A 24580-nucleotide genomic window follows, 5' to 3' on the forward strand; every position below is an offset into this window, starting at 1 on the left:
GGCGCAGCTTCGCGGCCTTTGCCATGGTAGCGCTCACACGCGAATCGGGGAGAGGCTATGCGTTCGGTCATGGGATGGGCGGCGGGTCTGACGGCCGCGTTGCTGGCGGGAAGCGCGCCGGCATGGGCGCAGGCAACCGCGCCCAGCTTGGCGAATATCTTCGGCGATCATGCCGTCCTGCAGCGTGATCGGCCGATCACGGTCTGGGGCGATGCCACGCCGGGCGAAAAAGTGACCGTCCGACTGGCCGATCGCAGCGTCACTGCCGTCGCCGCCAAGGACGGCAAGTGGCGTGCGACCTTGCCGGCGATGCACGCGGGCGGTCCTTATACGCTGAGCGTCGGCGGGACGGCGGGTGCACCGGCGCAGCAGCTGTCCGACGTGCTGGTCGGCGACGTCTTCCTGTGCGGTGGCCAGTCGAACATGGAATTCCAGGTTAGTCATGCGACTGGGCTGGAGGTCATTCCGTCGGCGAACGACGCCCAGTTGCGCTTCACCACCATTCCGGACGTCAGCGTGCCGGCACCCGCCGCCGAACTGCCTGCGCGGGCGCAGTGGAAGGCGGTGTCGCCGGAAACCGTCAGCGATGCGTCGGCAGTCTGCTATTTCATGGCCCGATCGCTGCGTACGACCGAACAGGTGCCGATGGGCTTCATCGCCTCCGAATGGGGCGGCACGCGGATCGAAAGCTGGATCAGCGCGCCGTCGCTCGGCAAGCTGCCGGGCTTTGCCGACCGGCTGGCGAGCGTGGCGACCTTCGGCTCCGATCCGGCGGCGGCGGTCGCGCGGGAGGGCGCCCGGCGGGAGGCGATCTGGGATGGGTTCGATCCGGCGGCAAAGAAGGAGCGGGCGTTCCGCGCTGCAACGTTCGACGATAGCGGCTGGGCGACGCTTCCCGCGGATGACGGGCAACTGCCCGCGGCCGACCGCGCCGGCCTTGAAGGCGTCGTGTGGTTGCGCACGACCATCGACCTGACGCCCGAACAGGCCGCGGCGGCCCGGCGGATCCAGCTGGGACCGATCGGCAAGTTCGACGAAACCTATATCAACGGCCGCTATGTCGGCGGCGGCAGCGTCGACTGGGTCTGGCGCAATTACGAATTTCCGTCCGGCACGCTGAAGGCCGGGCGCAACGTCGTCGCGGTCCGCGTGGTCGGCGCGAACGGGCGGATGGCGATCACCAACGCCGGCAACCGCGCCATCGGCCTTGGCGATGGCGGCACGGTGCCGCTCAACGGTCCGTGGCGCTACCGGATCGGCAGCCGGATCGGGAATGTGCAGGTGCCGCCCGCGCCTTGGGAAGTCCCGAACAGCCTGACGACGCTCTACAACGGGATGATCGCTCCGCTCGCCGGCTACGGGCTGAAGCTCGCCGCATGGTATCAGGGGGAATCGAACGCCGGCGAGGCGAGGGCCTATCGCGGGCTGCTGACGACGCTGATGGCGGATTGGCGGCGAACCTTCGCCCAGCCGGACCTGCCCTTCTTCGTCGTGCAGCTGACCGCCTTTGGCAAGCCGCAGACCGTACCGGTCGATTCGGACTGGGCGGCGCTGCGCCAGGCACAGGCGGAGGCGGTCGCGGCCGACGCCCATGCCGGCCTGGGCGTGACGCTGGACGTCGGCGACCGGTTCGACATCCACCCGGCGCAGAAGAAGGTCGTGGGCGAACGCCTCGCCCGACTCGCCCGTGTCGTCGCCTATCGTCAGCCGGGCTTTCGCAGCGGACCGGAGGCGGTGGAGGCGGTGCGGCAAGCCGGCGATATCGTCGTCCGCTTCCGCAATGTGACCGGCGGGCTGCAACGCTATGGCGGCGCTTCGGCGATCGGGTTCGAACGGTGCGCCGGGACCATGTGCAGCTTCGTCGACGGGATGGTACAGGGCGACGCGATCGTGCTGCCCGGTGCCAACCGGCCGGAGGTGACGACGATCCGCTATGCCTGGTCCGACGCGCCGTTCGTCAACCTGTTCGATGGCGCCGACCTGCCAGCCGCGCCGTTCACGCTGCCGGTCCGCTGACGGGTAGGCGGCGGGGCAGGCGCCCCGCCGCCATCCGCATCACGGTACGACGAATGTGGTCGTGGCAATGTGATGCAGCTTGTCGACCGGGCCGCCCGCGACCCGCAGGCGGCCGGTTTCGACCTGTGCGCTGTTCAGCAGATAGCGGCCCTTGCCGGCAACGGGGACGTCCACCGCGCCATCGGCACCGGCGGTCAGCTCCACGCTCTTCCGGTCGGGCGCAATCAGCGTCATCTTGGCGCTGGCCACCGGCTTGCCGTTGTGGAGCAGGGCGAAGCGGTTCGCACCGGCGGACAACGGCGCGATCTCATAGGTCATGCGCGTGCCCGTCTCGCTGCGACCGGCGCGGGCGTAATAGACTACGCCTTCCTTCGCTCCGGCCTCGCCCCAAGGCTGGAAAACCGAATCGTCGGTGACGCGCACGTCGCCAGGCGCGACCGCCGCTTCGATATACCCTGCGCGACGTACCAGCGGCACATTGGCCTGACCCACGATCTTGGGCGCAGTCAGGTTCTTGAACTCCGGATCGCCGCCGGCGGGCATCGCTTCGGCCGGTTCACCCAGATAGATGCGCGCCGGGCCGTTGCCGTCGCGCTCCACCCACACCTCATGCGCGTTCGCCGTTGCCGGCGCTACCAGCGCGATCATCAGGGCCAAACGTCGCATCAATTCTCTCCTGTTCTGCCCGATCTGCATAGTAATAATGCGATTAGGTCGCAATAGCGTTGCATTGTCCAAAATGGGCCGATAGAGAATGGCGATATTGAAAGCGAGTCGCAAAAGGGGTTGGGGTGAAGCATTCGGTACGATCGCGCGCGCTGATGGGGCTTGCCGCGCTGTGTCTTCCCGCGCTGCCGGCATGGGCGGAACCGGTGTCGAGCGAACGGGCGGCAGAGGACGATGCGGAGGATCAGCGCGGTGAGGAGATCATCGTCGTTGGCAAAAGCTATGGGCAGGCCGTTGGCAAGACGGTCACCCCGCTGAAGGATGTGCCGAACACCATCACCGTGATCGATCAGGAACTGATCCAGCAACGCAACCTGTTCACGCTGGAAGACGCGCTGACCGCCACCAACGGCGTCACCATCACCGGGATCAGCAGCGAGGACCCGTCCTATCTGTCTCGCGGTTTCACCATCAACAACTATCTGGTCGACGGCGTACCGACCTTTGCCTTCGGCTTTCCGGCGGTGGTGCCCGACCTTTTCCTCTACGACCGGGTAGAGGTGCTGCGCGGCCCGGCGGGGCTGTTCAGCGGCGCCGGCAATCCGGCCGGCAGCATCAACCTGGTGCGCAAGCGTCCGCTCGACGAACGTCGCGTTAGTGCGCTGGCGGGCTATGGCAGCTTCCGGAATTTCCGGGGGGAGGTCGATGTCTCGACGCCGCTCGATCCGGTGTCGGGCATTCGTCTGGGCGCGATGGTCCAGGATCAGGATCAGTTCTTCGACGTGGCGCACCGTTACCGCTTCGCGGCGTTCGGTGTCGCCGACACCCGGATCGGCGACAACACGACGCTGACCGTCGGCGGCAATTACGACCTGTTCAAGCCCGCGATCCAGTCGGGCCTGCCCGGCATCATCGGCGGCGCGGATGGCAGCGAAGGGCGGCTGCTCGACGTGGCGCGGTCGACCTATCTCGGCGCGGACTGGAACCGCTTCCGCTCGGAAAGCTGGTCGGGCTTCGTCGAACTGGCCCACCGCGTCAGCGACCGCTGGACACTGCGTGCGACGGGGCTGTTGAGCGACGTCGATCGCATCGACGTGTACAGCTATATCGGCAACCAGCCGGTCACGCCAACCAACGGCGTCACCAGCCATATCGCCTATCGCGGCGACAGCACGATGCAGACGCGCTCGTTCGATTTCAACGGGGTAGGGAGCTTTCCTGCCTTCGGGCGCGAACAGACGCTGATCCTCGGCGCGGACTATCAGGCGAGCACGTCGACGTCGGCCAGTGCGCGTCGTTCGAACTATGCGACGATCAACGTGTACGATCCGGTATCGCCGACCGAGCCCGATCTCGATCCCTATACGCTGGCGACCGGCAAGGCGGTCAACGGCAGCGTGACTGATGTCGAGCAATATGGCCTGTACGGACAGCTGCGACTAAGCCCGCTGGCCGGGCTGACGCTGGTCGGCGGCGGCCGCATGACGTGGTGGGACACCACGATCACGCTGATCTCGGGGCAACTGGTCCGGGGGCTGCCCTCTACCTACAGCTTCGACGAACGCTTCACCCCCTATGCCGGGGTGGTGTGGGACGTCACCCGCGACCTCAACCTCTATGCCAGCTATGCCGACAGCTTCACGCCGCAGGCGCCGGTCGGCGGGCGTATCCGTCCGGACGGTCGCGCGCTCGAACCGCTGATCGGCGAACAGTATGAGGCGGGCAGCAAGCTCTCGCTGATGGACAAGCGCCTGCTGCTGTCGGCGGCGGTGTACCAGATCACGCAGAAGAACCGCGTCTTCAACGATCCCAACCTCGACACGATCGTCTATCAGATCGGCAAGGTCCGCGCGCGCGGCGTGGAGGCGGAGGCGAGTGGCGAAATCCTGCCCGGCTGGCGGATCAATGGCGGTTACAGCTATACCAGGACCGAATATCTGGAGGACGCCAACCCCGTGCTGGAGGGCCTTAGCCTGCTGCCGGTGATTCCGGAGAATATGGTGAAGCTCTTCACCAACTACGAACCGGTCGACGGACCGCTTGCCGGCGCCAGCATCGGCGCGGGGGTGACGTGGTTCGATTCGACCTGGGCCGGAAATCCGGCATTCTACAATGCCAACGGCACGCTGCGCACGCGCTCCAGCATCGTCCGGCAGGGGGCCTATGCCGTTGCCGATGTCCGGGCCGGCTATCGTATCAACGATAATCTCTCGCTCGCCATCAACGTCAACAACCTGTTCGACCGCAGCTATTACGCCCGCATCTCGTCGACCGGACGAGGCAATTATTACGGCGCACCGCGGACCGTATTTGCCAGCATCCGGGCAACCTTGCCATGAGTGCCGCCGGGCAGGTGCGCCATGTCCTGTGGCGGCGGGTCGGCGACAATGCGTTGCGGCTGATCGCTGCGCTGCCGGTCGGCTATGCGGTGGCGAGCCTATGGTCGATGGCGCTCGCCCGCATCCTGCCCGGTGATCCGGTACAGGCGACGATCGCCGCTGCGTTGATCGCGCTGGTCCTGTGCGCGCTGGCGGCGATGTGGGCCTATGCCGCGCGCAGCGGCTGGCGCGCGCTGTGGACCTTGGTCGTCGCGGGGGCAGTGGCCGGCGGAATCTGCTGGGGATCGATCGCGGTCTGGGGACGGATATGAGCAAGGGATTTCGTCAGTCGCAATCGACGCTGCATACCTGGTCGGGGCTGCTGCTCGGCTGGCTGCTGTTTGCGGTGTTCGTCGCCGGCACGTCGGCCTATTGGCGCGAAGCGCTGAACCGCTGGGCGCGGCCGGAACTCAGCCGGATCGATGATCGCGATCGGGTCGTGGAGGGGGCCGTCGCGTTCCTGTCACGCAAGGCGCCCGACGCACAGAGCTGGTTCATCACCGTGCCGACGACGCAAAGCGCCGGCGCCGATCTGTTCTGGGTGCCGCAGGCCAAGCCCGGCGAGGAAGGTCGTCGACGCGGGCGGCGTGACACCCGCGCCTTTATCGGCAGCGACGGGCAGGAGGGGACGGCGCGCGAGACGCGCGGCGGCGACTTCTTCTACCGCTTCCATTTCGACCTGCATTATATGCCGGTCTTCTGGGCCCGCTGGATCGTCGGCATCGCCGCGATGTTCATGCTGGTCGCGATCTTCACCGGCATCGTGACCCACAAGAAGATATTCCGCGACTTCTTCACTCTGCGACGCGGCAAGGGGCAGCGATCCTGGCTGGACGGGCATAATGCAACCGCCGTCCTCGCGCTGCCGTTCCACCTGATGATCACCTATACCGGCCTCGTCACGCTGATCGCGATGCTGATGCCCTGGGCGATCGTCGCCAATTACAGCGACGAATCAAAGCTGTACGCTGCGGTCTTCCCCGAAGCACCGGCGGTCGAGCGGACGGGGCGCCCCGCGCCGCTGACCGATCTGGTCAGCGTGATCCGCGATGCCGAACGTCGCATGGGCGGAACGGCGGGCTATGTCACCGTCCTCAACCCCGGCGACGCCGCTGCGCGCATTTCGCTGACCCGTTCGGGCACGTCGATGCTGTCGGCGCGCAGCCCCAGCATCGCCTATGACGGTGTGACCGGCCGCATGTTGTGGCAGGCCCCGCCACCGGGCGGCGCGGTGGAGACGCAGGGCGTGATGGTCGGGCTGCACGCCGGCCGGTTCGGCGATTACCCGATGCGCTGGCTGTATTTCCTGTGCGGCATCGCCGGCTCGCTGATGGTCGCCAGCGGGTTGGTGTTGTGGACGGTCAAGCGGCGGGAGCGCCTGCCGAACCCGGCCCGACCGCCTTTCGGCTTCCGCGTGGTCGAGCGGCTGAATATCGGCTTCGTCGCTGGATTTCCGCTGGCGATGACGATCTATCTCTGGGCCAATCGCCTGTTGCCGACCAGCCTCGCCGCACGTGCCGATGCGGAGATCAACGCGATGTTTGCCGGATGGGCGGCAATCTTCCTCTACTCGCTGGCACGCCGGCCCGCACGCGCATGGGTCGAGTTGCTGGCGTTGCAGGCGGCGCTGCTGATCGCGTTGCCGCTATACAACATCGTCGCCTTGCGCACCGGGCTGTTCGCGACGATCGGATCGGGCGACTGGGCATTGGCCGGCGCCGACCTGACCTTCCTCGCCCTTGGTGCCGGGTTCGGCTTCGCCGCGTGGCGGGTGCATCGCTATCGTCCGAAGGCCCGGCGGACCGCCCGCAATGCCGCTATCCTTCCCTCCAATCTGGCGCCAGCCGAATGATCGCTCTCGCACTCGTCATCGCGCTCGGCGCGTTCGCTCTGCTCGCGCTCGCCAGTGACCGGCACCAGCATCGCTGGGACGGCATCGGCATCGTCTGGCGGCGGCGCGGCGGATGGGTGCTGGTGGCGCTGACCTTCGTCACGGCCTTCGCCGCCTGGGGGCCGGTCTATGGCGCGATCGGCGGGATCGGGCTGCTGATGCTGGGGGCGGGGGCGAGTTTCCTCGCCCTCAACCTGACCCAGCGTTAGAGCGCCGCCGCCGCCCATTCCCCGAACGCATCGCGGGCGCGGGCGGTATACATCTTCTTGCGATCGGCTTTCTTGGTCCGGCCGGGGATCGGCGGCATCAGCCCGAAATTGACGTTCATCGGCTGATAGGTTTCCGCGACCGCCGCCCCGGTGATGTGGTGCAGCAACGCGCCCATCGCCGTCTCGACCGGCGGCGGGGCCAGTTCCTTGCCGGCCAGTTCGGCCGCGGCGAAACGGCCCGCCATCAGCCCGACCGCCGCGCTTTCGACATAGCCTTCGCATCCCGTCATCTGCCCCGCAAAACGCAAATGCGGGCGGGTCTTCAGCCGGAGCGTCGGGTCGAGCAGCTCGGGCGAGCGGATAAAGGTATTGCGGTGCAGCCCGCCCAGTCGCGCGAACTCGGCATTCTCCAGGCCCGGGATCGTCCGGAACAACCGCACCTGCTCGCCATGCTTCAGCTTGGTCTGAAACCCGACGATGTTCCACAACGTACCGGTGGCATTGTCCTGCCGAAGTTGAACAACAGCATGCGGCCAACGCCCGGTACGCGGATCATCCAACCCGACCGGCTTCATCGGGCCGAAGCGCAGCGTGTCGAGGCCGCGTTCCGCCATGACTTCGATCGGCATGCAGCCTTCGAAATAGGGCACATTCTCCCATTCGCGGAACTCGGCCTTCTCGCCCGCTAGCAGGCCGGCGTGGAAGGCTTCATACTGTTCGCGGTTCATCGCGCAGTTGATGTAGTCCTTGCCGTCGCCCTTGTTCCAGCGGCTCTGGAACCATGCCTGTTCCATGTCGATCGAATCGAAATGGACGATCGGGGCGATGGCGTCGAAGAAGGCGAGCGCCTCGGCTCCGGTCGCGCCGCCGATATCACCGGCCAACGCGGGGGCAGTCAGTGGGCCGGTGGCGACGATCGTCATGCCGGCATCGGGTAGGGTATCGACCCGTTCGCGGACGATGGTGATGTTGGGATGCGCTTCCAGCGCGGCAGTCACTCCCGCCGAGAAGCCGTCGCGATCCACGGCCAGCGCCGACCCCGCCGGGACCTTGTGCTCGTCGCCCTTCGCCATGATGAGCGATCCCAGCGCGCGCATCTCGGCATGCAGCAGCCCGACCGCATTCGATTCGGCATCGTCGGAGCGGAAGCTGTTGGAACAGACCAGTTCGGCCAGGTCGTTGCCCTGATGCGCAGGCGTGTTGTCGCCGCCGCCACGCATTTCCGACAGGCGGACCTTGGCGCCGGCCTCCGCCAACTGCCATGCGGCTTCGGAACCGGCGAGGCCACCGCCGATGATGTGAACGTCATATTGCATGGCAGGCGTCTAGGCCGATCAACGATAACGGGCAATGAACGTACGCCGCGGACCATCGTTTTATGGACAGGGTGCCGGCACGACGGGATGAACGCATGAAAATCTACACGATCGGCTATGAAGCGGTGACCATGGCGGAATTCGTCGCGGCGTTGCAGACTGCCGGGGTTCGCCGGGTCATCGATGTGCGTGCGCTACCACTGTCGCGCCGACCCGGCTTTTCGAAGTCGTCGCTCGCCGCCGAACTCGCGACGCACGACATCGATTATGTCCATCTGAAGGCGCTCGGCACGCCGAAACGTGGGCGCGACGCGGCGAAGAAGGGCGACGTCGCTACGTTGCGCGCGGTCTATGACGAGCAGCTCGAACTGCCCGAGGCTCAGGCACAGGCCGCGATCATGCTGGACCTGGCGGCGGAGATGCCGTCGGCGCTGCTATGCTTCGAGCGGGAGCCGGCGCATTGCCACCGGACGTTGCTGCTCGAAGCGGTCGGGCAGGGGGCGGAGGTGATCGAGCTGTACGCCTAGACCCTCCCCGGCACGGGGAGGGGGACCATTCGCAGCATGGTGGAGGCGGGTATCCCCATACGGAACGGTAGCGTTCGCGGGCATTCCCCTGCACCATCGCCTCGGCGACGGTCCCCCTCCCCGCAGGCGGGGAAAGACCTTCAGCCCGTGATTGGCCGCTTCACCTTGCCGTCCTCATCCCGGTGCAGCGGCCCATACGCCACCACCGCGTTGAGCGGCAGTGGAGCATAGAGGTGCGGGAACAACTGACCGCCACGCGACTCCTCCCACTTCACCGCATCACCCAACGCCGCCAGATCGACTTCCGCCACATGCAGGTCGTCCTGCCCGGCGAAATGCTTGTCGACCGTTTCAGTTAACTGCTCGAAGGTCGATAGATGGACATAGCCGTCTGCCAGATCGACCGGCGCGCCGGCAAAGCTGCCATCGGCCTCCAGCGCCGCCATCTGCTCGGCGGTCAGCACCTTGAACGCGGTGGCTGGCGTCATTCCTCGACATCCCCTTCGCTGATCGTGTCGGGACCGGTGCCGTCGTCGAGCACGATATCGCCCTCGGCCGCCGGCATCGCCGCGCGTTCCTCGGCAACGATCGCTTCGGCCTCGTTCTCCGGCGTCTCGTCCTCGTCGATCTTCGCCGCCGACACGACCTGCTCGCCAAAGCCCACGCGGAAGATGGTAATCCCCTGCGTATTGCGACCCGCGACACGGATGTCGCCCACGGTGGTGCGGATCAGCTTGGCCTGATCGGTCACCAGCATCAGCTGTTCGCCATTATGCGCCGGGAAGCTGGCAACGACCGGCCCGTTGCGATCGGACGTGACGATGTTGGTGATCCCCTGACCGCCGCGCCCGGTACGGCGATATTCATAGGCCGAGGTGCGCTTGCCGAAGCCGTTGGCGGTGACGGTCAGGATGAATTCCTCCGCCGCCTCGAACTCGGCCATGCGTTCGGCAGGCAGCGTGATTTCGCGGTCGCCTTCCTTCCAAGGCGCGGCCTTGAGGTACTGCTCGCGCTCCTCGGCGCTCGCCTCGAACCCGCCCAGGATCGACAGCGAGATGACGTCGTCGTCCTTGCCCAGCGAGATACCGCGCACGCCGGTCGACGTCCGGCTCTGGAACTCGCGCACATCGGTCGCGGCGAAGCGGATCGCCTTGCCCGCCTTGGTCGCCAGGAGCACGTCGTCGGTTTCCGTCAGCAGCGCCACGCCGATCAGGCGATCGTCGCTGTCGTCGTCGAAGCGCATCGCGATCTTGCCGGCGGTCGGAATGTTCGCGAACGCGTCCATCGAGTTGCGCCGCACCGTGCCGTTCGCGGTCGCGAACATGACGTGCAGGTCGCTCCACCGCTCCTCGTCCTCGGGCAGCGGCAGCACGGTCGAGATCGTCTCGCCCGCCGCCAGCGGCAGCAGGTTGACCATCGGCCGTCCGCGCGTCGCCGGACCGCCCTCGGGCAGGCGCCACACCTTCATGCGGTACACCTTGCCCGCGGTCGAGAAGAACAGCACCGGGGTGTGGGTGCTGGTCACGAAAAGGTTCGTGATCGCATCCTCATCCTTCGTCGCCATGCCCGCGCGTCCCTTGCCGCCGCGCTTCTGCGCACGGAAGGCATCGAGCGGGGTGCGCTTGATATAGCCCTGCACCGTGACCGTGACGACCATGTCCTCGCGCTCGATCAGGTCCTCGTCATCGATGCCGTCGGCGGCACCGGCGATCTCGGTCCGGCGCGGCGTCGCGAATTCGGCGCGGACGTCGACCAGTTCCTGCCGCATGACGGCATAGAGCTTGGCACGGTTCCCGAGAATCTCGAGCAGGTTCCCGATGGACCCGGCCAGTTCCTTCAGCTCCTCGCCGATCTCGTCGCGGCCGAGCGCGGTCAGGCGGTGGAGCCGCAGGTCGAGGATCGCGCGGACCTGGAGGTCCGACAGGCGGTAGACGTCGCCGGTCGTGTCGGATTCGACCGCCTCGACCAGCTTCAGATAGGGCGCGATCTCCGCCACCGGCCATTCGCGCGCCAGCAGCGCGGCGCGGGCGGCGGCGGGGCTTTCCGACCCGCGGATGATCCGCACCACCTCGTCGAGGTTGGTGACCGCGATCACCAGACCCAGCAACAGGTGCGCCCGCTCGCGCGCCTTCGCCAGTTCATACTTCGACCGGCGCGTAATGACCTCTTCGCGGAAGCCGACGAACGCGTCGATGATTTGGCTGAGGTTGAGCAGTTCGGGACGACCGCCGCGGATCGCCAGCATGTTCGCCGCGAAGCTCGACTGCGCCGGCGTGTGCCGCCACAGCTGGTTCAGCACCACGTCGGGCGTCGCATCGCGCTTCAAGTCGATGACGATCCGCACGCCTTCGCGGTTCGATTCGTCGCGAATGTCGCTGACGCCTTCGATGCGCTTGTCCTTGGCGGCCTCGGCGATCTTTTCGACCAGCCCCGACTTGCCGACCTGGAAGGGAATTTCGGTGAGCACGATCGAGCGCCGCTCGCCGCGCGCCTCGACGATGTGGCGCGACCGCAGGATGATCGACCCGCGACCGCCGGCATAGGCAGCGCGCGCGCCGGCGCGACCGAGCATCAGCGCGCCGGTCGGGAAGTCCGGTCCGGGCACGATCTCGCACAGTTCCTCATGGGTCAGCGGCTCGCCACCCTCGACCCGGCGGTCGATCGTCGCGAGACAGGCATCGACCACTTCGCCCAGATTGTGCGGCGGCACGTTGGTCGCCATGCCGACCGCGATACCGCCTGCACCGTTGACCAGCAGGTTCGGGAAGCGCGCCGGCAGGACCGCCGGCTCCCGTTCCGACCCGTCATAGTTCGGCACGAAATCGACCGTATCCTTGTCGAGATCGTCGAGCAGCGCCATCGCCGACTTGGCGAGGCGCGCCTCGGTGTATCGCATCGCGGCGGGCGGATCGGGGTCCATCGACCCGAAGTTCCCTTGACCGTCGATCAGCGGCAGCCGCATCGACCAGGGCTGCGCCATGCGCGCCAACGCGTCGTAGATCGCGGTATCGCCATGCGGGTGATATTTACCCATCACGTCGCCGACGATGCGCGCCGACTTGCGATACGCCTTGCCCGGCACGAAGCCGCTTTCCTGCGCCGAATAGAGAATGCGCCGATGCACCGGCTTCAACCCGTCGCGCACGTCGGGGAGCGCGCGCGAGACGATGACGCTCATGGCATAGTCGAGATAGCTCGACCGCATCTCGTCCACGATCGAGATGGGGGCGATATCGGATGGGTCGGCGATCAGCGTCGCGTCTGTCAAAGTTCGATGCTTTCGGGGAATGTTTCGGTTGCATGGCAGATTAGCCGGTCGGGGGCGGAAAGCCAAGTCTCGCGACCGGGATCAGGGCGGTTCGGAACATGGTGCGGCGCAGCGTGTTGCCCCTGACGATGCGCGATCTTCAGCAAGCCTTTAACGCCCTGCCGCCGGCCGCCGCCGATCTGGGCACCATCGTCCTGTTGATCCTCGCGGCGCTGCTGCTGCACGCCGCCACCTTCCGGGTACTTCGCCGTTTTGCCGAGCGAACGCCGGGGTCGGTTGATGACGTTTATGTCGACCATGCGTGGCGACCGATGCGCTGGATTCTCGTCGCGATGGCGCTTGCCAGCGTCCGCAAGCCGCTGCGCCTGCCCGACCGCTGGGACGATTTGTGGACGCAGATGGCGGGACTGGTCGTGCCGCTGCTGATGGGCTGGTTCGCCATCGCGATGATCCGCGCGTCGGTAAAGGCGGTGGAGGTCGCAACCGACATCACCGTCGCCGACAATCTGCGCGCGCGGCGGCGGCGGACGCGCAGCGCGATCCTCGGCCGGATCGCGATCATCGCCATCGGCTTCATCACCGTCTGCCTGATGCTGCTCTCCATCCCCAGCATCCGCTCGGTCGGCGTCACGCTGATGGCATCGGCGGGCCTTGCCGGCCTTGCGGTCGGTGCCGCGGCCCAGCCGGCGCTCAAGAACATCATCGCCGGCGTGCAGATGGCGTTCACCGAACCGATCCGCATCGACGACGTTGTCATCATCGAGAATGAATGGGGCCGGATCGAGGAGATCCGCCTGACCTATGTCGTCGTCCGGTTGTGGGACGAACGGCGCCTCGTCGTGCCGGTGTCGAAATTCCTCGAATCGAGTTTCCAGAACTGGACGCGGACGACCAGCGGCCTGTTGGGATCGGCCTTCTTCTGGCTGGACCCGACGACCAACATCCCGCGCCTGCGCGAAAAGTTCGAGGAACTGGTCAAGGCCGATCCGCTGTGGGACGGGCGCGGGCATGTGTTGCAGGTGACCGATACCAAACCCGACGCGATCGAGGTCCGCATCCTCGCCACCGCGTCCGACGCCGCCCGCGCGTTCGACCTGCGCTGTTCGCTGCGCGAGGGGATGCTGGCCTATATCCGCGACGAAATGCCCGAAGCCCTGCCGAAGCGGCGGCTGTTGGTGGAGGAGCAGGAAGCGCCGCCCCACTAATCCGTCATTCCGGCGGAGGCCGGAATCCATGGACACGGACGGCCTCGGCTGGAACCGCGACCTCACCCCATCCGTCGATTCCGGCCTTCGCCGGAATGACGTTAGGCCCTATTGGCAGCGATGAACGCGTCCACGTTGCGGCCCAGCACCGTCATCGGCACGCCACCGCCCTGCACGACCAGATCGTTGAACGCCTTGAAGTCATAGCGCGGTCCGAGCGCCGCCTGCGCCTTCGCGCGCAGCCGCACGATCTCCGAATGACCGACCTTGTAGCCGCATGCCTGACCCGGCCAGGAACAATAGCGGTCGACCTCGCCCGACACTTCGTCGACGCTCGATCCGTTGGTCGTGGCGAACCAGTCGATCGCCTGCTGCCGGGTCCAGCGCTTGGCATGCAGCCCGGTGTCCACCACCATCCGGCACGCGCGGAACGCCAGCGACTGCAGATAGCCCAGCCGCCCGACGGGATCGCCGTCATAGGCGCCCAGTTCATCGCCCAGCTGCTCGGCATAGAGCGCCCAACCCTCTGAAAAGGCATTGAACGCCATCAACGAGCGGATGAGCGGCAGGCGGAACGTATATTCGCCCTGCCACACATGGCCCGGTATCGCTTCGTGATACACCAAAGTCGGCAGCGAATAGCGCGTCCAGATGCCGGTGGTCCGCAGGTTGATCCACATGCGGCCCGGCGTCTTGCCGTCGATCGATCCCGCCCCGCCATAGGCGCCGGGCGCGCCCGCTTCCTCGACCGGCGGAATGCGCTTCACCTCGACATTGCCCGGCGCCAACGTATTGAACGCTCGCGGCATCCGCGCGCGGATATCGTTCAGGCGGTTCTGGACGAGGGCCATGATCTGCGCCCGGCCCGGATCGCCTTCTGGAAAGACGAAGCGCGGATCCTTGCCCAGCGCCGTCATCCGCTCGCCGACCGATCCGGCGGTATAGCCCAGCTTGCGCAGGATCGGGTCCATCTGCCCCTGCAGCCGCGCCAGTTCGTCGCGGCCCTGCGCATGCACCTGATCGGGCGTCATCGGCGTGGTGGTCGACGCGCGCAACGCCCAGGCATACCAGCGATCGCCATCGGGTCGCGCCCACATGCCCGCATCGGCTGTCGCCTTCGCACGGTCGGCGCGGACGGCCGCGATCTGCCGGTCGAGCGCCGGGCCGACCTTGTCGCGCGCAATGGCGGTGGCGCGTGCGGTCCAGTCGCCGGGAATGTCCTTCGTCCGCCGGGCAAGCGAGGTGACGATGTCCCATGTCGCTGGGTCACCGCCACGCGCCTTGCCCAGCTGCGTCAGCGTCTTGTCGAGCAGGAAGTCCGGCGCGACCACCCCGCGTGCCGATGCCGCGCGCATCCGGTCGGTTTCGCCATCCAACTGCGCGGCATAGCTGTCCAGCCGCGCCAGATAGGCATCGGCATCGGCCTTGTTCGCGATGCCGTGGTCGCTGTCGAGGAAGCGCGGCACGTCCAGATAGGCCCCGACATTCTGGATGACGACATAGGGCGTGTTGCGCCACCCGCCGACGGCGACATCGCCGTAAGGGAGGGCAAAGCCGTCCAGCGCGGTTTCGAACGCGGTTCGCACGACATCGACATCGGTACGGGTCGTGGGCGACAGCGCGTCGGTATCGATGGCCTTGAGCGTTGCGACATGCGCTTGCAGATGCTCCGCCAGGCGCCGCTGCCCCGCCGCCGACCGGTCGCCCAGCCGGGATTTCAGCGCGGCGCGCGGGCCGGTATCGATGCCCAGCCCGGTCGCGCTTTCGGGTGAATCCTGCAGCCAGCTTTCGGCGATCTGCGACAGCGTGGCTTCGGCCGCGCGGTCGGCGGGGCTCGCAATGGCCTTGGTCACAGTCTGCTGCGCACGGGCAGGCAGGGCGGCGGCGAGCGTCGATGCGGCAGCACCGGCGATCCAGTCGCGGCGGGTGAGGTCCATGGCAGTTCCTTCGGGCAAGATCGTTCGCGGCGATACTTGTCGCGCGAACGCGCGGCGTCAATCGGCCGCCACGACCTGAACCACCGCGCCGCTGACGCCGACGATCCGGACGCGCGCCCCGGCCGGCAGGTCGGGGCCGCGTGCGATCCACTCGCTGTCGCCGACGCGCACCCGCCCGCTGCCGCCGACAATCGCCTCGACCACCGTCACCGACTGGCCGATCAGCCGTGCGCCTCGATCGTTCAGCAACGGATCGTCGCTGTCGACCGGATAGTCGGCATACCAGCGCCGCCCGATCAGCACCGTGATGACGCTCCACGCCCCGAACACCGCCAGCTCCGCACTCACCGTCAGCGCCGGGAACAGCAGCGCCAACAATCCGGTGATCCCGGCGGCGATCGCGATGAAAACCAGGAAGACGCCCGGCACCGCCAGTTCGGCCACGCCCAGCGCGACCGCCAGCAGCAACCATGCATAGCCGCTGTTGATCATCGCACCGGTGGCTCGAACGGTCCGGCGGGCCGCTCGCGCACCGGCTGGGCAGGCGCGGGGGCAGGGGCCTTGCCATCGCCCAGCGCTTCCTTGGCGAGCTGGCCGATGCCGCCCAGCGTACCGATCAGCTGGGTCGCCTCGACCGGGAACAGGATGGTCTTGGCATTGGGGCTGGTGGCGAACTTGCCGACCGCCTCGACATATTTCTGCGCGATGAAATAATTGATCGCCTGCGTGCCGCCCGCCTCGATCGCGTCGCTGACCACCTGCGTCGCCTTGGCCTCGGCCTCCGCCGCGCGCTCGCGGGCTTCGGAATCGCGGAAGGCGGATTCGCGCCGCCCTTCGGCTTCGAGGATGCGGGCCTGCTTCTGGCCTTCGGCGCGCAGGATCTCGGACGCACGCGCCCCTTCCGCCTCCAGGATATTGGCCCGCTTCTCGCGCTCCGCCTTCATCTGGCGACCCATCGCATTGACGATATCGGCCGGCGGGCGGATGTCCTTGATCTCGACTCGGGTGATCTTCACGCCCCACGGGTTCGTCGCATGGTCGACCACGCCCAGCAGTCGCGCGTTGATCTCGTCACGCTTCGACAGGGTTTCGTCGAGGTCCATTGACCCCATCACGGTGCGCAAATTGGTCGTCGTGATCTGCTGGAGCGCGACGTACAGGTCGGACACTTCATAGGCTGCCTTGGCCGGGTCCAGCACCTGGAAGAACACGACGCCATCGGTCGATACCATGGCATTGTCGCGGGTAATGATTTCCTGACCCGGTATATCGATCACCTGCTCCATCATGTTCACCTTGCGGCCGACCCGATAGAAAAAGGCGGGGTAGAAGTTGAACCCCGGCTTCGCGACGGCGGTGAAGCGGCCGAAATGCTCGATCGTATATTGATGCCCTTGCGTGACGATCTTCACGCTCGCGAACAGGTACAATACGACCATCAGAACGATAGCGGCGATCAGGCCCAAGAGCATCGGTCGTCCCCAGCTTGTGTTTTGTCCCTTGCTGTCTAGCATGACCGACCGATGGAACCAGCGATAACCCTAGCACCGCGGAGCGTTTTGTTCGTGCCCGCGGTCCGACCCAGCATGATCGCCAAGGCGGCGGGCCTGCCCGCCGACCTGATCGTCCTCGACCTCGAGGACGCGGTACGCGACGCGGACAAGGCAGGCGCGCGCGAGGCGCTGCCGGTCTCGCTCGAATTGCTGCATGGTCGTTGCGCCGGGGTCAGGATCAATGCGCCCGGCACGCCCTATTTCGCAGAGGATCTTGCCGCGATCCGGTTGGCCAATGTGGCGCTGGTGGTGGTGCCGAAGGTGGAATCGCCCGCCGACCTTGCGCAACTCGCCGGTCATCCGGTGCTGGCGATGATCGAGACGCCCGCCGGGGTGCTGGCGGCACCGCAGATCGCGGCGACGCCCGGCGTGGTCGGCCTGATGGTCGGCACCAACGACCTCGCCGCATCGCTGCGCCTGCCGCCGGGTGCCGGGCGGGGGTCGTTGTCGCATGCATTGCAGACCGTCGTCATCGCCGCGCGGGCGGCAGGCGGCTGGGCGATCGACGGCGTCTTCAACGCACTGAAGGATGCCGCCGGACTGGCGCAGGAATGTGCCGATGGGCGCCTGATGGGCTTTGACGGAAAGTCGCTGATCCATCCCGACCAGATCGCGGTGGCGAACACGGCCTTTTCACCCAGCGCCGCCGAAATCGAAGAGGCGACGGCGCTGGTCGCTGCCGCGCGGGGCGGGGCGGAGCGGTTCCAGGATCGCATGATCGAGGACATGCACGTCGAAATGGCACGCCGGACGCTGCAACGCGCGCCTTGACGCTTGCCCGTAACGGTTCGGGTCGATAGTGGGGCGCATGACGCTCCGCCCGATCCTCGGACTCGCCGCCCTGCTGTGCAGCACGCCGGTCCTTGCCCAGTCGATCACGCCGCAGATGCTGCGCGACCATGTCGCGGTCCTTGCCAGCGATACATACGAAGGACGGGAACCCGGGACGGCCGGTGGCGATCGTGCGGAAGCCTATGTGTTGCAGGCATTTGCCGATGCCGGCCTGAAGCCGGGTGCGCCTGACGGCCGCTGGCGGCAGGAAGTGTCGCTGACCAACGTCCGCTCGGTATCGAGCAGCGGATCGGTCACGCGCGACGGTCGGACGACTCCGCTGCCCGGCCTAGTGGCCACGGGCAAGATGCCCGACACGCGCATTGCCGGGGTCGGCATGGTCTATGCCGGTGGGCTGGACGGTGCGGCGCTTGCGGCGGGACCGGTTCGCGACAAGGTCGTCGTGATGACGCTGGGGCCGGGGCGTAGCGCGAAGCTGGAGGCGCTCGCCCGTGCCGGTGCCGCCGCCGCGATCTTCGTGGCGCCCGCGACGCTCAAGGAAGCGGAACTGCGCGAGGCGTTCGGCCATGCCACCGTCCGCGACGGCAGCGTCGAACCGATGCTCGTCGCCTATCTTTCGGAAGCGCAGTCGGCCGCGCTGCTCGGCCCGCAGGCCGCCACGCTGACGAAGGCGGGCGCCGCCAAGGATTTTCACGCCGTTGCGCTGGACGGCACCGTCGCCCTATCGGCGGTCACCGTCCGCAACCGCTACACCACCGCCAACATCGTCGGCATGATCCCGGGCACCGCGACGCCGAACGAAGCGGTGCTGCTATCGGCGCACTGGGATCATATCGGCATCTGCCGTCCCGAAGGCGCACCCGACCGCATCTGCAACGGCGCGGCGGACAATGCCAGCGGCACCGCGATCCTGATCGAGGTCGCCAAGGTCCTCGCCAAGGGGCCGCCGTCCAATCGCAGCATCTACTTCGTCGCGACCACCGCCGAGGAAAAAGGGCTGATCGGTGCCGATGCCTATGCCGCTGCGGTCGCCGAAACCCCGCTGAAGATCGTCGCGAACCTCAATATCGACACCGCCGCGATCGTGCCGACCGGCATGCCGGTGGCGATGGTCGGGCGGGGCAACCATCCGAAGATCGACGCCATCGTCGACGCCACCGCCCGCGCGATCGGCCGCAAGGTCGATACCGATACCGAAGCGAACATCATGGTGCAGCGCCAGGATGGCTGGGCGTTCGGTAAGCGCGGCATCCCTGCGGTGATGGCCACCGGTTCGGTCAGCGACATGAAGCGGCTGTTCGCCTATCTCGACGGCCCGTATCACAAACCCAATGACGACCTCGCGCACATCGACCTGTCGGGTGCCGCCGAGGATGCCGACCTGCACGTGGCGCTCGCCCGTGCGCTTGCCGATCCCGCCCGCTACCCCGCCAACTGATACGAGACGACGCTCCCCATGGATATCACCCTCGGCCTGACCTTCGACGACGTGCTGCTGGTTCCGCAGGAATCGGACGTGCTGCCCAGCCAGGCCGACCCGCGCACCCGCGTCGCCCGTAATCTGGCGCTCAACATCCCGTTCCTGTCGTCGGCGATGGACACCGTGACCGAAGCCGACATGGCGATCGTCATGGCACAGTTGGGCGGCATCGGCGTGCTCCACCGCAACCTGACCATCGAGGAACAATGCGCGGCGGTCCGTGCGGTCAAGCGTTTCGAAAGCGGCATGGTCGTCAACCCGATCACCATCACCGCCGACGCCCCGCTGTCGGCCGCCCGCGCGCTGATGGAACGCCACCGGATCAGCGGCATTCCGGTCGTCGACGCCTCGGGCAAGCTGGTCGGCATCCTCACCAACCGCGACGTCCGTTTCGCCGAGAACCCGAACCAGCCCGTTGCCGAGCTGATGACGAAGGACAATCTTGCCACCGTTCGCATCGGCGTTGCGCAGGAGGAGGCGCGTCGCCAGCTGCACCAGCGCCGCATCGAGAAGCTGCTGGTGGTGGACGACAATTACCACTGCGTCGGCCTGATCACCGTCAAGGATATCGAAAAGGCCGTCACCTATCCCAACGCGACCAAGGACGGCGCGGGGCGCCTGTGTGTCGCCGCCGCCACCACGGTCGGCGACAAGGGCTATGAACGGACCGAAGCGCTGATCGAGGCCGAATGCGACCTGATCGTCATCGACACCGCCCACGGCCATAACCGCCAGGTCGCGGAAGCGGTGAAGCGGGTGAAGGCGATCGCCCCGCACGTCCAGGTCATCGCCGGCAACGTCGCAACCGGCGAAGCCACCCGCGCGCTGATCGATGCCGGGGCTGATGGTATCAAGGTCGGCATCGGCCCGGGCTCGATCTGCACCACCCGCGTCGTCGCCGGCGTCGGCGTGCCGCAGCTGACGGCGGTGATGGACGCGGCCAAGGCGGCAGCCGGCACCGGCGTCCCGGTCATCGCCGATGGCGGCATCCGGACCTCGGGCGATGTCGCCAAGGCGCTCGCCGCCGGCGCATCGGCGGTGATGATCGGATCGCTGCTGGCCGGCACCGAGGAAGCGCCCGGCGAAACCTTCCTGTACCAAGGCCGCGCCTACAAGAGCTATCGCGGCATGGGTTCGGTGGGTGCCATGGCCAAGGGGTCGGCCGACCGCTATTTCCAGCAGGATATCAAGGACCAGCTGAAGCTCGTGCCCGAAGGGATCGAGGGGCAGGTCGCGTTCAAGGGCCCGGCCAAGGACGTCATCCACCAGCTGGTCGGCGGCGTGAAGGCAGCGATGGGCTATACCGGATCGCACACCATCACCGAATTGCAGGATCGCGCGCGCTTCGTCCGCATCACCAATGCCGGCCTGCGCGAAAGCCACGTCCATGACGTGACGATCACGCGCGAGGCGCCGAACTACCCCACGCGCTGATCGGCACGCCGTCACAGGCGCACGCAACGCCCGGCCCCGAAATCGGGTGCCGGGCGTTTGCGGGTACGTTGACGGCCATCCGCATCCCGCTGGATTGATCTAGGTTATGTTGGTAGCGTCGCGCATCAATTTTCAGGAAGTTTCGGCATGAATCCCGCAGCGCGGACCCAGGCGGCAATCGATCTGGTCGATGCGATCATCGATGCAGCGAAGAGCGGCGGTGCGGCGGCGGATCAGGTGGCGAAGCGTTTCTTCGCGGCGCGCCGCTATGCCGGGTCGAAGGACCGTCGTGCGATCCGCACGCTGGCCTATGACGCCGTCCGACGATTCGGACCGGTCCCGGTATCGGCCCGCGCCGCGATCGTCGCGATGGCCGACGCGGACGCGGCGCTGGCAGCGACGTTCGACGGATCGTCCTATGGCCCAGCGCCCATTGCCGCCGACGAACCGCGCGCCGAAACCGGTCTGGCGCCCGCCTGGCTGGTCGACGCCTTTCGAAGCTCGGAATTGGGCGATGCCGACCTCGCCGCGCTGCTCGAGCGCGCACCGCTCGATATTCGGGTCAACCGCCTCCGCACCGACCGGGACGCCGTTCTTGCCGAGCTGGGAGGCGAGCCTGCGGCCGATCTGCCCGACGCGATCCGTTTGCCCGCCGAGGCGCCGCTCGATCAGGACGGCGTGTTGCAGGACGGCCGCGCCGAGGTGCAGGATTTCGGCAGCCAGATCGTGTCGCTCGCCGTCGGCGCGACACCGGACGGCTTCGCGATCGACCTGTGCGCCGGCGGCGGCGGCAAGACGCTCGCCATTGCCGCGCAGATGGCGGGGCGGGGGCGGATCCTCGCCACCGATACCGATCGGCCGCGCCTGTCGCGGCTCGCGCCGCGTGCCGCCCGTGCCGGCGTGACCATCGCCGAGCCCCGTCTGCTTGATCCGGGCAAGGAAGCGGCGATGCTGTCCGATGTTGCAGGTCAGGCGGACTGGGTGATGGTCGACGCGCCCTGTTCGGGCACCGGCACCTGGCGCCGCAATCCGGAGGCGCGCTGGCGGCTGACGCCGGATCGGCTCGACCGGGTCGTGGCGACCCAGGCACGGTTGCTCGACGTGGCGGCGGGTCTCACCTCTCCGACCGGCACCATTACCTATGTCGTCTGTTCGCTGCTGGACGCCGAAGGCAGGGGCCAGGTCGATGCGTTCCTGTCGCGTCATCCCGATTGGCGCGCGCTGCCGCTTGCATTGCCGCGCGGCCGCGTCCACGGTCGGGGCATGCGCCTGACCCCGGCATCCGACTCTACCGACGGTTTCTTCGTCGCACGGCTCGGCCGGGCATAAGGTGCCACTCGCTCGGTCGGAGATGTTGATGCGGTTCACCTCGGTTTCGGTCGCGGGCGCGCTGGTGCTGGTTTGTGCATCGGCCTCGCTCAGCGGTCAGCGTCCCGACAATCAGGTCGATCCGCGTTCGATGGCGCTGCTGCAACAGGGGCGCGCCGCGCAGGCTGCCGGCGACACCAATGCCGCGACCGGCCTGATCGAAAGCGCGCTGGTAATCGATCCGCGCAACCGCGCTGCCTATATCACGCTTGCCGATATCGCTCGCGCGCAGGGGCTGCCCGGCAAATCGATCCGCCTGTACCGCGAGGCGCTGAGCCTCGAACCGAACGACGTCGCCGCGCTGAAGGGCGAGGGCGAGGCGCTGGTCCAGAAGGGCGCCGTCAATCGTGCCAAGGATACGTTGGCCAAGCTCAAGACGGTTTGCGGCGCGACCTGTCCGGCAGCGAACGAACTGGCGGCGGTTATCGCCAAGGGCCCGCCGGTCACCGCGACCGCGCAGCAGACCCCGCCGGTGGTTCCGGGCGCGCCGAAGCCCGCGACGCCGCAATAGACGCTGGTTCAAGGAAGTTTGGATTCACGCGAAGGCGCGGAGACGCGGAGGGGTTGCGTCTCTGGCGGGCGGCCCGCGAACGGGAGACGTCTTGCCGGGCTCTGGCAGATACTGACGCCGCTGGCGCGGGGTGACGTCGCGCCAAGCGCAACCCCTTCGCGTCTCCGCCTTCGCGTGAACCTCTTCTTTCTAAACCGATAAAGCCCGCGCCAACGTCACGAACTCGGCGACCGACACCGTCTCCGCCCGCCGCGTAACATCGATCCCGACCGCTTCCGCAGCCTCGATCGCGCCCGGCACCGCCTTCAAGCTCTGCCGCAGCATCTTGCGCCGCTGACCGAATGCCGCCGCCGTCAGCCGCTCCAGCACCTTCAGCGAAACGCCCTCCGGCGCATCGGTCGGCACGACATGGACCACCGCCGACATGACCTTGGGCGGCGGGGTGAAGGCACTGCGATGCACCGGCATCGCGATCCGCGCCGTGCTCCGCCACTGCGCCAGCACCGCCAGCCGGCCATAGGCATCGTCATTGGCGCCCGCGACGATACGGTCCGCGACCTCGCGCTGGAACATCAGCGTCAGGCTCTGCCACCATGGCCGCCAGTCGCTCGACAGCCAGCCGACGAACAACGCGGTGCCGACATTGTACGGCAGGTTCGACGCGATGTGCGGCCGCCCTTCGAACAGCGCGGGAGCATCGATCTCGAGCGCATCTCCCTCGATCAGCCGCAGCCGTCCCGGGAACAACGCCCCTAGCTCCTCCAGCGCGGGAATGCAGCGATGGTCGCGCTCGATCGCCGTCACCTTCGCGCCCGCCAGCAGCAATGCCCGCGTCAGGCCACCCGGACCGGGTCCGACCTCCAGCACCTCCTGATCCTGCAAATCACCAGGTACGCGCGCGATCCGGTCGAGCAACTGCTGGTCGAACAGGAAATTCTGCCCCAGCGCCTTGTTCGCCGACAGCCCGTGCCGCTGGATGACGTCACGCAGCGGCGGGAGCGGGGTAAGCGGCGCGACACTCATGCGACGGCGGCCCGGCGCGCGGCCGCCTCGCCCGCCATGCGGATCGCCGCGATCATCGCGCCCGGCTCGGCCACGTCTTCCCCGGCGATATCGAACGCGGTGCCGTGATCGGGCGACGTCCGCACGATCGGCAGGCCCAGCGTGATGTTGACCCCATCGTCGAAATGCAGCGTCTTGATCGGGATCAGCGCCTGGTCGTGATAGGCGCAAAGCGCCGCATCATATTTCGCCCGCGCGCGCGGATGGAACATCGTGTCCGCCGCCAGCGGTCCGACGATGTCGATTCCCTCGGCCCGCAACTGCGCGACCGCCGGTTGCATCACCTCGATCTCCTCGCGGCCGATCGCGCCGCTCTCGCCGGCATGCGGGTTCAGCCCCGCCAGCGCCAGCCGGGGCGCAGCGATCCCGAAGTCGCGAGTCAGCCCCCGCGCCGTCGTTCGCGCTCGCGCGACGATCAGTTCGACGGTCAGCGTCGACGGCACGTCGGCCAACGGCTCGTGGATCGTGATCGGCACCACGCGCAGCGTCGGTCCCGCCAGCATCATCACCGCATTCTCACGCGCCACGCCGCACCGCTCCGCGACGAATTCGGTCTGCCCCGGATAGGTGAAGCCGATGCGATACAGCTCCGCCTTGGAGATCGGCGCGGTGACCAGCCCCGACGCGGCATCCGACCGCGCCAGTCCCGCCGCCAGCTCGAGCGACTGCAGCGCGCAGCGTGCCCCGCCGATATCCGGCCGCCCCGGCACGATCGCATCGCCATCGACCACCGACACGACGGGCAGCGCACGGTTGAACACCTTCGCCGCGTCGCGCGGATCGTCGATCCGCTCTACCGGCCCGGTCCAGACCTGCGATACCGCCCGGACGTCGCCGACCGCGAAGAAGCAGGGCAGCGCCTCCGTCTCCCGGCGCGCCCATGCCTTTGCGATCACCTCCGGGCCGATACCCGCCGGATCGCCCATCGATATGGCGAGCGGAGCGACAACCGGCATCGCGCCCGCCC

Annotated in this window: 21 protein-coding genes; 12 read left to right on the forward strand and 9 right to left on the reverse strand. The window is 67.4% G+C overall.

The window, feature by feature from the left end:
• The first annotated feature begins 57 nt into the window (after positions 1–57).
• Positions 58–2016, forward strand: a complete 1959-nt coding sequence (locus AVT10_RS02375; protein WP_066687807.1) for a sialate O-acetylesterase — start codon at positions 58–60, stop codon at positions 2014–2016.
• Positions 2017–2055: 39 nt separating this feature from the next.
• Here the strand turns inward: AVT10_RS02375 and AVT10_RS02380 are convergent, their stop codons facing one another.
• A complete protein-coding gene (locus tag AVT10_RS02380) occupies positions 2056–2682 on the reverse strand; it encodes a DUF4198 domain-containing protein (protein WP_232307836.1) in 627 nt (208 codons plus the stop codon).
• Between the two features lie 125 nt (positions 2683–2807).
• Here AVT10_RS02380 and AVT10_RS02385 point away from each other — a divergent pair, with 125 nt between their 5' ends.
• Genes AVT10_RS02385 through AVT10_RS02400 form a run of 4 tightly spaced genes read left to right on the forward strand, consistent with a single transcriptional unit; the run spans position 2808 to position 7160 of the window.
• Positions 2808–5021, forward strand: coding sequence for a TonB-dependent siderophore receptor (locus tag AVT10_RS02385; RefSeq protein ID WP_232307837.1), 2214 nt, complete (start codon positions 2808–2810; stop codon positions 5019–5021).
• Complete coding sequence (locus tag AVT10_RS02390) at positions 5018–5332, forward strand: hypothetical protein (protein ID WP_066687809.1); 315 nt, start codon at positions 5018–5020, stop codon at positions 5330–5332. Before AVT10_RS02385 ends, AVT10_RS02390 begins: the two co-directional genes overlap by 4 nt.
• Positions 5329–6912, forward strand: coding sequence for a PepSY-associated TM helix domain-containing protein (locus tag AVT10_RS02395; protein WP_066687810.1), 1584 nt, complete (start codon positions 5329–5331; stop codon positions 6910–6912). The genes AVT10_RS02390 and AVT10_RS02395 overlap by 4 nt, the downstream gene beginning before the upstream one ends.
• Positions 6909–7160 carry a DUF3325 family protein gene (locus tag AVT10_RS02400; RefSeq protein WP_066687812.1) on the forward strand — a complete coding sequence of 84 codons (252 nt, stop codon included), beginning with the start codon at positions 6909–6911 and terminating at the stop codon, positions 7158–7160. Before AVT10_RS02395 ends, AVT10_RS02400 begins: the two co-directional genes overlap by 4 nt.
• Here the strand turns inward: AVT10_RS02400 and trmFO are convergent.
• On the reverse strand, positions 7157–8476 hold the full coding sequence (gene trmFO / locus AVT10_RS02405; RefSeq protein WP_066687815.1) for a methylenetetrahydrofolate--tRNA-(uracil(54)-C(5))-methyltransferase (FADH(2)-oxidizing) TrmFO: 1320 nt from the start codon (positions 8474–8476) through the stop codon (positions 7157–7159). The two genes, AVT10_RS02400 and trmFO, sit on opposite strands and share 4 nt — an antisense overlap.
• A gap of 95 nt (positions 8477–8571) precedes the next feature.
• On the opposite strand from trmFO, the gene AVT10_RS02410 reads away from it, so the two are divergent.
• Positions 8572–9003, forward strand: a complete 432-nt coding sequence (locus tag AVT10_RS02410) for a DUF488 domain-containing protein (RefSeq protein WP_157092663.1) — start codon at positions 8572–8574, stop codon at positions 9001–9003.
• A gap of 140 nt (positions 9004–9143) precedes the next feature.
• Here AVT10_RS02410 and AVT10_RS02415 read toward each other — a convergent pair whose 3' ends face one another.
• Both AVT10_RS02415 and gyrA read right to left on the reverse strand, forming a co-directional pair.
• Positions 9144–9491 (reverse strand): DUF952 domain-containing protein, encoded by a 348-nt coding sequence (locus tag AVT10_RS02415; RefSeq protein WP_066687819.1) that lies wholly within the window; start codon positions 9489–9491, stop codon positions 9144–9146.
• On the reverse strand, positions 9488–12271 hold the full coding sequence (gene gyrA, locus AVT10_RS02420) for a DNA gyrase subunit A (protein WP_066687821.1): 2784 nt from the start codon (positions 12269–12271) through the stop codon (positions 9488–9490). Before gyrA ends, AVT10_RS02415 begins: the two co-directional genes overlap by 4 nt.
• 98 nt (positions 12272–12369) lie before the next feature.
• Here gyrA and AVT10_RS02425 point away from each other — a divergent pair, with 98 nt between their 5' ends.
• Positions 12370–13476 carry a mechanosensitive ion channel family protein gene (locus tag AVT10_RS02425; RefSeq protein ID WP_232307838.1) on the forward strand — a complete coding sequence of 369 codons (1107 nt, stop codon included), beginning with the start codon at positions 12370–12372 and terminating at the stop codon, positions 13474–13476.
• A 101-nt stretch (positions 13477–13577) separates the two neighbouring features.
• Here the strand turns inward: AVT10_RS02425 and AVT10_RS02430 are convergent, their stop codons facing one another.
• The 3 genes from AVT10_RS02430 to AVT10_RS02440 are packed head-to-tail and all read right to left on the reverse strand — an operon-like array spanning position 13578 to position 16885.
• The gene (locus AVT10_RS02430) at positions 13578–15413 is read right to left on the reverse strand and encodes a DUF885 domain-containing protein (RefSeq protein ID WP_066687823.1); all 1836 of its coding nucleotides are present in this window, start codon (positions 15411–15413) and stop codon (positions 13578–13580) included.
• Between the two features lie 57 nt (positions 15414–15470).
• Positions 15471–15905, reverse strand: a complete 435-nt coding sequence (locus AVT10_RS02435) for an NfeD family protein (protein WP_066687829.1) — start codon at positions 15903–15905, stop codon at positions 15471–15473.
• Positions 15902–16885, reverse strand: a complete 984-nt coding sequence (locus AVT10_RS02440; protein WP_066687831.1) for an SPFH domain-containing protein — start codon at positions 16883–16885, stop codon at positions 15902–15904. The genes AVT10_RS02435 and AVT10_RS02440 overlap by 4 nt, the downstream gene beginning before the upstream one ends.
• 51 nt (positions 16886–16936) lie before the next feature.
• Here AVT10_RS02440 and AVT10_RS02445 point away from each other — a divergent pair, with 51 nt between their 5' ends.
• The 5 genes from AVT10_RS02445 (at position 16937) to AVT10_RS02465 (ending at position 22551) form a co-directional block, all read left to right on the forward strand.
• Positions 16937–17737 (forward strand): HpcH/HpaI aldolase/citrate lyase family protein, encoded by an 801-nt coding sequence (locus AVT10_RS02445; RefSeq protein ID WP_066687832.1) that lies wholly within the window; start codon positions 16937–16939, stop codon positions 17735–17737.
• A 37-nt stretch (positions 17738–17774) separates the two neighbouring features.
• A complete protein-coding gene (locus AVT10_RS02450) occupies positions 17775–19196 on the forward strand; it encodes a M28 family peptidase (protein WP_066687834.1) in 1422 nt (473 codons plus the stop codon).
• Between the two features lie 18 nt (positions 19197–19214).
• Entirely contained in the window at positions 19215–20672 is a 1458-nt protein-coding gene (gene guaB, locus AVT10_RS02455; protein WP_066687836.1) for an IMP dehydrogenase, read from the forward strand.
• A 147-nt stretch (positions 20673–20819) separates the two neighbouring features.
• Positions 20820–22001, forward strand: a complete 1182-nt coding sequence (locus AVT10_RS02460; protein WP_066687839.1) for an RsmB/NOP family class I SAM-dependent RNA methyltransferase — start codon at positions 20820–20822, stop codon at positions 21999–22001.
• A gap of 28 nt (positions 22002–22029) precedes the next feature.
• Positions 22030–22551, forward strand: a complete 522-nt coding sequence (locus AVT10_RS02465) for a tetratricopeptide repeat protein (RefSeq protein WP_066688125.1) — start codon at positions 22030–22032, stop codon at positions 22549–22551.
• A gap of 189 nt (positions 22552–22740) precedes the next feature.
• Here the strand turns inward: AVT10_RS02465 and rsmA are convergent, their stop codons facing one another.
• Both rsmA and pdxA read right to left on the reverse strand, forming a co-directional pair.
• A complete protein-coding gene (rsmA, locus tag AVT10_RS02470; RefSeq protein WP_066687840.1) occupies positions 22741–23574 on the reverse strand; it encodes a 16S rRNA (adenine(1518)-N(6)/adenine(1519)-N(6))-dimethyltransferase RsmA in 834 nt (277 codons plus the stop codon).
• On the reverse strand, positions 23571–24569 hold the full coding sequence (gene pdxA / locus AVT10_RS02475) for a 4-hydroxythreonine-4-phosphate dehydrogenase PdxA (protein ID WP_084401231.1): 999 nt from the start codon (positions 24567–24569) through the stop codon (positions 23571–23573). The genes rsmA and pdxA overlap by 4 nt, the downstream gene beginning before the upstream one ends.
• Positions 24570–24580: the final 11 nt, after the last annotated feature.

This window comes from Sphingomonas hankookensis (assembly GCF_001619955.1).
GTDB classification, from domain to species: Bacteria; Pseudomonadota; Alphaproteobacteria; order Sphingomonadales; family Sphingomonadaceae; genus Sphingomonas; species Sphingomonas hankookensis_A.

Coding starts and splice junctions, on each gene's coding strand:
- AVT10_RS02460 (WP_066687839.1), top strand. CDS start 20,820: ATGAATCCCGCAGCGCGGACCCAGGCGGCAATCGATCTGGTCGATGCG.
- AVT10_RS02430 (WP_066687823.1), bottom strand. CDS start 15,413: ATGGACCTCACCCGCCGCGACTGGATCGCCGGTGCTGCCGCATCGACG.
- AVT10_RS02390 (WP_066687809.1), top strand. CDS start 5,018: ATGAGTGCCGCCGGGCAGGTGCGCCATGTCCTGTGGCGGCGGGTCGGC.
- AVT10_RS02425 (WP_232307838.1), top strand. CDS start 12,370: ATGGTGCGGCGCAGCGTGTTGCCCCTGACGATGCGCGATCTTCAGCAA.
- AVT10_RS02400 (WP_066687812.1), top strand. CDS start 6,909: ATGATCGCTCTCGCACTCGTCATCGCGCTCGGCGCGTTCGCTCTGCTC.
- pdxA (WP_084401231.1), bottom strand. CDS start 24,569: ATGCCGGTTGTCGCTCCGCTCGCCATATCGATGGGCGATCCGGCGGGT.
- AVT10_RS02465 (WP_066688125.1), top strand. CDS start 22,030: ATGCGGTTCACCTCGGTTTCGGTCGCGGGCGCGCTGGTGCTGGTTTGT.
- AVT10_RS02440 (WP_066687831.1), bottom strand. CDS start 16,885: ATGCTCTTGGGCCTGATCGCCGCTATCGTTCTGATGGTCGTATTGTAC.
- AVT10_RS02375 (WP_066687807.1), top strand. CDS start 58: ATGCGTTCGGTCATGGGATGGGCGGCGGGTCTGACGGCCGCGTTGCTG.
- AVT10_RS02380 (WP_232307836.1), bottom strand. CDS start 2,682: ATGCGACGTTTGGCCCTGATGATCGCGCTGGTAGCGCCGGCAACGGCG.
- AVT10_RS02450 (WP_066687834.1), top strand. CDS start 17,775: ATGACGCTCCGCCCGATCCTCGGACTCGCCGCCCTGCTGTGCAGCACG.
- AVT10_RS02415 (WP_066687819.1), bottom strand. CDS start 9,491: ATGACGCCAGCCACCGCGTTCAAGGTGCTGACCGCCGAGCAGATGGCG.
- trmFO (WP_066687815.1), bottom strand. CDS start 8,476: ATGCAATATGACGTTCACATCATCGGCGGTGGCCTCGCCGGTTCCGAA.
- AVT10_RS02395 (WP_066687810.1), top strand. CDS start 5,329: ATGAGCAAGGGATTTCGTCAGTCGCAATCGACGCTGCATACCTGGTCG.
- rsmA (WP_066687840.1), bottom strand. CDS start 23,574: ATGAGTGTCGCGCCGCTTACCCCGCTCCCGCCGCTGCGTGACGTCATC.
- AVT10_RS02435 (WP_066687829.1), bottom strand. CDS start 15,905: ATGATCAACAGCGGCTATGCATGGTTGCTGCTGGCGGTCGCGCTGGGC.
- AVT10_RS02410 (WP_157092663.1), top strand. CDS start 8,572: ATGAAAATCTACACGATCGGCTATGAAGCGGTGACCATGGCGGAATTC.
- guaB (WP_066687836.1), top strand. CDS start 19,215: ATGGATATCACCCTCGGCCTGACCTTCGACGACGTGCTGCTGGTTCCG.
- AVT10_RS02445 (WP_066687832.1), top strand. CDS start 16,937: ATGGAACCAGCGATAACCCTAGCACCGCGGAGCGTTTTGTTCGTGCCC.